The following is a 6,511-nucleotide window of genomic DNA, read 5'->3' as shown; positions in this document are numbered from 1 at the left end:
CTCAGGAGAACCCCGCTGACGCGGCGGCGTGTTTGCCGTTGTTCCGTGTCAGTGGTGGCGCATTATAGGGAGTTATTCCGGCCTGACAAGAGGAAATTTAAAATAATTTTCCGACCGCGCATTTTTTATTCTTTATGCTTATTTCAGCGTCGGTTTGTCGGTTAAATGGGCGATTTCTCGGGCGAAATTCGCCACCTGCTCCCAATCGGTATAGACAACTTCTTTGCGCGTATCCGTTTCACCGCCTGACATCTTCATAATCAGTTTGATCATAAAGCGGTCGTACCAGCGATAACGTGGGTAACGCAGCGCCCCGGCAATGACCGCGCAGCGATCGGGACGCCATTGTGAACTCATCAGGAACTTCCGCGCGTAGCTGTTGGTCTGTGGAGTACGCTTCTCAGGTTTACGCGCCACCAGGTTTACGGAGTAAAAGGCGCTCGGCATCGAATTCAGTCGCGTCGCATGCTTTTTGACAAATTCCTGGAACGCAGAGTGGTAGTGACCATAGCGAATAGAAGCACCAATGACCACACGGTCGTAGTTTTCCCACTGTGGTTCTTCAATGCGGTGCACATTGGCGACATCCGCCTGGATCCCCAGTTCTTTCAGTTCCGAAGCCAGGTAGGAGGCAATCTCGCGCGTTTGTCCGTCCCTTGTTGAGAAAAGAATTAATGTTTTCACGTATTACTCCATCATTCACGCCAGAAAGTCGGGGTAAAGAGCACCAGCAATGTAAAGACCTCGAGACGACCAAACAGCATGTTGGCAATCAGGATCCATTTAGCCACCGGGTTCATACTGGTAAAGTTATCAGCAACCACACCAAGCCCTGGCCCCAGGTTATTCAATGTCGCAACAACCGAGGCAAAGGCAGAAAAGTCATCCACGCCCGTGGCGATAATCGCCAGCATACTGACAATAAACACCAATGCATAGGCGGAGAAAAATCCCCACACGGCTTCGAGGATACGTTCCGGCAGTGCGCGATTCCCCAGCTTAATGCTATAGACGGCGTTCGGATGCACCAGTCGTTTCAGCTCACGGTTCCCCTGCTTAAACAGCAGCAGGATGCGGATCACTTTCAGGCCACCGCCCGTTGACCCGGCACAACCGCCGATAAAAGCTGAACATAAGAGCAGTACCGGCAAAAAGAGCGGCCAGCGGGCAATGCTGTCAGTTGTAAACCCGGCGGTTGTCGCCATCGACACCACCTGGAAAAACGCCTGGTTAATTGTCATCAGCGCCGAACTGTAGACATTATGAAACCACAGTACGAGTGTACAAATAACCACCAGTGAAAACTGTACGCCGATAAACATGCGAAATTCCGGATCGCGCCAATAAACCTTCAGACTACGCCCACTTAACAGTGAAAAGTGCAGACCGTAGTTACAGCCAGAGATCAGCAGGAAGATAGCAATGATAGTGTTAATAGTCGGGCTGTCGAAATAACCGATACTGGCATCATGTGTCGAGAAGCCGCCAATAGCGATAGTCGCAAAGCTATGGCCGATGGCATCAAAGGCATCCATTCCAGCAAACCACAACGCCAGCGCACAGGCGACGGTCAGCAAGACATAAATCAACCACAGGGTTTTCGCCGTTTCCGCAATTCGCGGGCGCATTTTGTTATCTTTCAGCGGGCCGGGCATTTCTGCGCGATAGAGCTGCATCCCACCCACGCCGAGGATAGGCAGTATCGCAACCGCCAACACGATGATCCCCATCCCGCCAAACCATTGCAGCATCTGGCGATAAAAGAGGATGGCATGAGGGAGCGAATCCAGCCCCACCAGCGTAGTGGCTCCCGTGGTGGTCAGGCCAGAGAAAGATTCAAAAAACGCATCGGTAATCGTGAGGTTCGGGCTTTCCGAGAAGATAAAAGGGAGCGCACCGACACTACCCAGCACGGTCCAGAACAGCACCACTATCAGAAACCCCTCACGGGATTTCAGTTCGCCCTTCTCTTTGCGGTTCGGCCACCACAGCATAGAGCCAATGGCGAGGGCGACAAAAAAGGTCTGGGTAAAAGCGCGGCCCGCTCCATCCCGGTAGATGAGTGCTACCAGCCCAGGGATAATCATGGTCCCTGAAAATAAGATGACCAGTAGTCCAACGATTCGGGTAATGGCGCGAAAATGCATCTCTGCCGCTTCCTTAGTTCTGCAAAACGAAGTGGGGATTATTCTTCAATCGCTAACAATTGCAATGAACCACGGCTAAAATCCGCCAGCTTTGCGGAAAATTCAGCCACTTTCGCCGCCGGAAGCGCCACCCGCAGCAGAACGAATGCCTGATAATCACTGTTGATAATTTTGCCGTCACACTGCCCCAGCAACGCTTCAATGCCGGTTAACTGACTATATTCACATTGCAAAGTATATTCGGTTAATGGCGTCTTGCGTTGGGTCGTTAGCTGGCGCAGCGCCTGATTCACGCCGCCGCCATACGCTTTCACTAACCCACTGGTGCCAAGCAATATGCCGCCGTAGTAGCGCACCACCACGGCGGTAATTTCCCCGACGCCGCTGCCCATCAGTTGGGCGAGCATCGGTTTACCTGCCGTTCCCGCCGGTTCCCCGTCGTCAGAGAAACCCAACTGTTGTGAATCATCCGGCGCACCCGCCACCCACGCCACGCAATGGTGGCGGGCATCGGGGTGTTCTGCCCGCACCGATTCAACAAACGCTTTCGCCGCCTCAACGCCATCGGTATGCGCCAACATCGTTATAAAGCGGCTCTTTTTGATCTCTTCAACAACCGTGACCGGTGCCGCAGGAATTATCCAGCTTTCCATCACGCCAGTTTCAGATCCCGGGTCATGTTTTCCACGTTGTTTTCGTGGATCACCACGTTGTCTTCGATACGAATGCCGCCGAACGGTTTCAGTGCTTCAATTTTCTGCCAGTTGAAGTGTTTGCTGAACTGCCCTTCACGCCACGGCGCCAGCAGCGATTCGATGAAGTAGATACCCGGTTCGATGGTTAACACCATGCCTGGCTGGAGAATACGGGTGCAGCGCAGGTACGGATATTTTGCCGGTGCCGCGAGGTGCGTACCGCTATCATCTTGCATAAAGCCAGCTACGTCATGCACCTGCAGGCCCAGCGGATGACCGATACCGTGCGGCATAAACGGTCCGGTGAGATCGTTTTCGACCATCGCTTCTTCACTCATATCGGTGATGATTTGATGTTTACGCAGCAATTTGGCGATGCGCTGATGGAACTGGATGTGGTAATCCACATAGCTGACGCCAGCTTTCATGGTGGCGATCAGCGCAAGTTGTTCATCATTTACGTCTTTCACCAGCTGTGCGTAGTCGTTGTCGCTTTTTGCCGACCAGGTACGGGTCAGGTCAGCCGCATAGCCGTTATATTCGGCCCCGGCATCCAGCAGGAAGCTGCGCATCTCTTCCGGTGCCTGGTGGTCCAATTTGGTGTAATGCAGCACCGCAGCGTGTTCGTTAAGCGCCACAATGTTGCTGTAAGGTACGTCGGTATCACGATGACCGGTCGCGGTCAGATAGGCAATATTGATATCAAACTCGCTCATGCCAGAACGGAACGCTTCTTCTGCCGCGCGATGACCGTTGACCGCCATTTTCTGCGCTTCACGCATACAGGCCAGTTCGTACTCGGTTTTGAAGGAGCGGTAGTAATGCAGGTAGTCGATCACCCCTTTCGGATTGATGTTGCTGGCCTCAATACCCAGTTGCAGCGCACGTTCCGGCACCGGACCGATATAACCGATATTGCCGCGCGCAGCAGGCAGCAGGCTACCAATGCCATCGGCTTTCGGCAGCGCGATCACTTCCACATCTTCAGTCCAGAAGGAGTTCGGCAGCGGTTCGACGTTGTGCCAGTAATCAACCGGCAGATAAAACCACAGTTTCGGCTTGTTCACGCCATCCACCAGCAGCCAGCAGTTTGGCACCTGAGTTACCGGCACCCACGCTTTGAATTGCGGGTTCACTTTAAACGGATAGGGATGATCGTCGAGAAAAACGTTGAATTGTTCGCCGGAGTGAATAAGTAACGCATCCAGCTTGAAGCGCGCCAGCGCATCGCGAGTCCGTTCCTGTAAGGTAGCTATATGATTTTTATAGAGCGAGGCCAGTGATTCCATTTTTTACCCTTCTGTTTTTTTGACCTTAAGTCTCCGCATCTTAGCACATCGTTCATCCAGAGCGTGATTTCTGCCGAGCGTGATCAGATCGGCATTTCTTTAATCTTTTATTTGCATATTTTTAACACAAAATACACACTTCGATGCATCTGGTACGACCAGATCACCTTGCGGATTCAGGAGACTGACATGCTTTACAAAGGCGACACCCTGTACCTTGACTGGCTGGAAGATGGCATTGCCGAACTGGTATTTGATGCCCCAGGTTCAGTTAATAAACTCGACACTGCCACCGTCGCCAGCCTCGGCGAGGCCATCGGCGTGCTGGAACAGCAATCAGATCTAAAAGGGCTGCTGCTGCGTTCGAACAAAGCAGCCTTTATCGTCGGTGCTGATATCACCGAATTTTTGTCCCTGTTCCTCGTTCCTGAAGAACAGTTAAGTCAGTGGCTGCACTTTGCCAATAGCGTGTTTAATCGCCTGGAAGATCTGCCGGTGCCGACCATTGCTGCCGTCAACGGCTATGCGCTGGGCGGTGGCTGCGAATGCGTGCTGGCGACCGATTATCGTCTGGCGACGCCGGATCTGCGCATCGGTCTGCCGGAAACCAAACTGGGCATCATGCCGGGCTTTGGCGGTTCTGTACGTATGCCACGTATGCTGGGCGCTGACAGTGCGCTGGAAATCATTGCCGCCGGTAAAGATGTCGGCGCGGATCAGGCGCTGAAAATCGGTCTGGTGGATGGTGTAGTCAAAGCAGAAAAACTGATTGAAGGGGCGATGGCGATTTTACGCCAGGCCATTAACGGCGACCTCGACTGGAAAGCGAAACGTCAGCCGAAGCTGGAACCGCTAAAACTGAGCGAGATTGAAGCCACCATGAGCTTCACCATCGCTAAAGGGATGGTCGCACAAACGGCGGGGAAACATTATCCGGCCCCCATCACCGCAGTAAAAACCATTGAAGCTGCGGCCCGTTTTGGTCGTGAAGAAGCCCTAAACCTGGAAAACAAAAGTTTTGTCCCGCTGGCGCATACCAACGAAGCTCGCGCACTGGTCGGCATTTTCCTTAACGATCAATATGTAAAAGGCAAAGCGAAGAAACTCACCAAAGACGTTGAAACCCCGAAACAGGCCGCTGTGCTGGGCGCAGGCATTATGGGTGGCGGCATCGCTTACCAGTCTGCGTGGAAAGGCGTACCGGTTGTCATGAAAGATATCAACGACAAGTCGTTAACCCTCGGCATGACCGAAGCCGCGAAACTGCTGAACAAGCAGCTTGAGCGCGGCAAGATCGATGGTCTGAAACTGGCTGGCGTGATCTCCACAATTCACCCAACGCTCGACTACGCCGGGTTTGACCGCGTGGATGTTGTGGTAGAAGCGGTTGTTGAAAACCCGAAAGTGAAAAAAGCCGTACTGGCAGAAACCGAACAAAAAGTACGCCCGGATACCGTACTGGCGTCTAACACTTCAACCATTCCTATCAGCGAACTGGCCAACGCGCTGGAACGTCCGGAAAACTTCTGCGGGATGCACTTCTTTAACCCGGTCCACCGAATGCCGTTAGTAGAAATTATTCGCGGCGAGAAAAGCTCCGACGAAACCATCGCGAAAGTCGTCGCCTGGGCGAGCAAGATGGGCAAAACGCCGATTGTGGTTAACGACTGCCCCGGCTTCTTCGTCAACCGTGTACTGTTCCCCTATTTCGCCGGTTTCAGCCAGTTGCTGCGCGACGGCGCGGATTTCCGCAAGATCGACAAAGTGATGGAAAAACAGTTTGGCTGGCCGATGGGGCCGGCATATCTGCTGGACGTTGTGGGGATTGATACCGCGCATCACGCTCAGGCGGTGATGGCAGCAGGCTTCCCGCAGCGGATGCAGAAAGATTACCGCGATGCCATCGATGCGCTGTTTGATGCCAACCGTTTTGGTCAGAAGAACGGCCTCGGTTTCTGGCGTTATAAAGAAGACAGTAAAGGCAAGCCGAAGAAAGAAGAAGATGCCGTCGTTGACGACCTGCTGGCAGAAGTGAGCCAGCCGAAGCGCGATTTCAGCGAAGAAGAGATTATCGCCCGCATGATGATCCCGATGGTCAACGAAGTGGTGCGCTGTCTGGAAGAAGGCATTATCGCCACTCCAGCAGAAGCGGATATGGCGCTGGTCTACGGACTGGGGTTCCCTCCGTTCCACGGCGGCGCGTTCCGCTGGCTGGACACCCTCGGTAGCGCAAAATACCTCGATATGGCACAACAATATCAGCACCTCGGCCCGCTGTATGAAGTGCCGGAAGGTCTGCGTAATAAAGCGCGTCATAACGAACCGTACTATCCCCCGGTTGAGCCAGCCCGTCCGGTTGGCGACCTGAAAACGGCTTAAG

5 protein-coding genes are annotated in these 6,511 nt (G+C 53.4%); 1 reads left to right on the top strand and 4 read right to left on the bottom strand.

Going from position 1 to position 6,511, the window contains the following annotated elements; translation table 11 throughout:
- Positions 1 to 138 precede the first annotated feature (138 nt).
- The 4 genes from hemG to pepQ are packed head-to-tail and all read right to left on the bottom strand — an operon-like array spanning position 139 to position 4,131.
- Positions 139 to 684 carry a menaquinone-dependent protoporphyrinogen IX dehydrogenase gene (hemG, locus tag ACJHWR_RS19670; RefSeq protein WP_000853963.1) on the bottom strand — a complete coding sequence of 182 codons (546 nt, stop codon included), beginning with the start codon at positions 682 to 684 and terminating at the stop codon, positions 139 to 141.
- 11 nt (positions 685 to 695) lie between these two features.
- The gene (gene trkH / locus ACJHWR_RS19665; protein ID WP_000545665.1) at positions 696 to 2,147 is read right to left on the bottom strand and encodes a Trk system potassium transporter TrkH; all 1,452 of its coding nucleotides are present in this window, start codon (positions 2,145 to 2,147) and stop codon (positions 696 to 698) included.
- A 38-nt stretch (positions 2,148 to 2,185) separates the two neighbouring features.
- Positions 2,186 to 2,800 (bottom strand): IMPACT family protein, encoded by a 615-nt coding sequence (locus ACJHWR_RS19660; RefSeq protein ID WP_012311704.1) that lies wholly within the window; start codon positions 2,798 to 2,800, stop codon positions 2,186 to 2,188.
- Entirely contained in the window at positions 2,800 to 4,131 is a 1,332-nt protein-coding gene (gene pepQ, locus ACJHWR_RS19655) for a Xaa-Pro dipeptidase (RefSeq protein ID WP_410226711.1), read from the bottom strand. Before pepQ ends, ACJHWR_RS19660 begins: the two co-directional genes overlap by 1 nt.
- A 189-nt stretch (positions 4,132 to 4,320) precedes the next feature.
- Here pepQ and fadB point away from each other — a divergent pair, with 189 nt between their 5' ends.
- Entirely contained in the window at positions 4,321 to 6,510 is a 2,190-nt protein-coding gene (fadB, locus tag ACJHWR_RS19650; RefSeq protein ID WP_000965900.1) for a fatty acid oxidation complex subunit alpha FadB, read from the top strand.
- Position 6,511 lies beyond the last annotated feature (1 nt).

The organism is Escherichia sp. WS568 (assembly GCF_046486085.1).
Classification (GTDB): domain Bacteria; phylum Pseudomonadota; class Gammaproteobacteria; order Enterobacterales; family Enterobacteriaceae; genus Escherichia; species Escherichia coli.
Note: the sequence above shows the minus strand (reverse complement) of the source record. Positions and strands in the feature narration are given on the sequence as shown.

Bases quoted from the DNA above. Each gene is read 5' to 3' on its own strand.
- trkH (WP_000545665.1), bottom strand. From the start codon at position 2,147: ATGCATTTTCGCGCCATTACCCGAATCGTTGGACTACTGGTCATCTTA.
- ACJHWR_RS19660 (WP_012311704.1), bottom strand. From the start codon at position 2,800: ATGGAAAGCTGGATAATTCCTGCGGCACCGGTCACGGTTGTTGAAGAG.
- pepQ (WP_410226711.1), bottom strand. From the start codon at position 4,131: ATGGAATCACTGGCCTCGCTCTATAAAAATCATATAGCTACCTTACAG.
- fadB (WP_000965900.1), top strand. From the start codon at position 4,321: ATGCTTTACAAAGGCGACACCCTGTACCTTGACTGGCTGGAAGATGGC.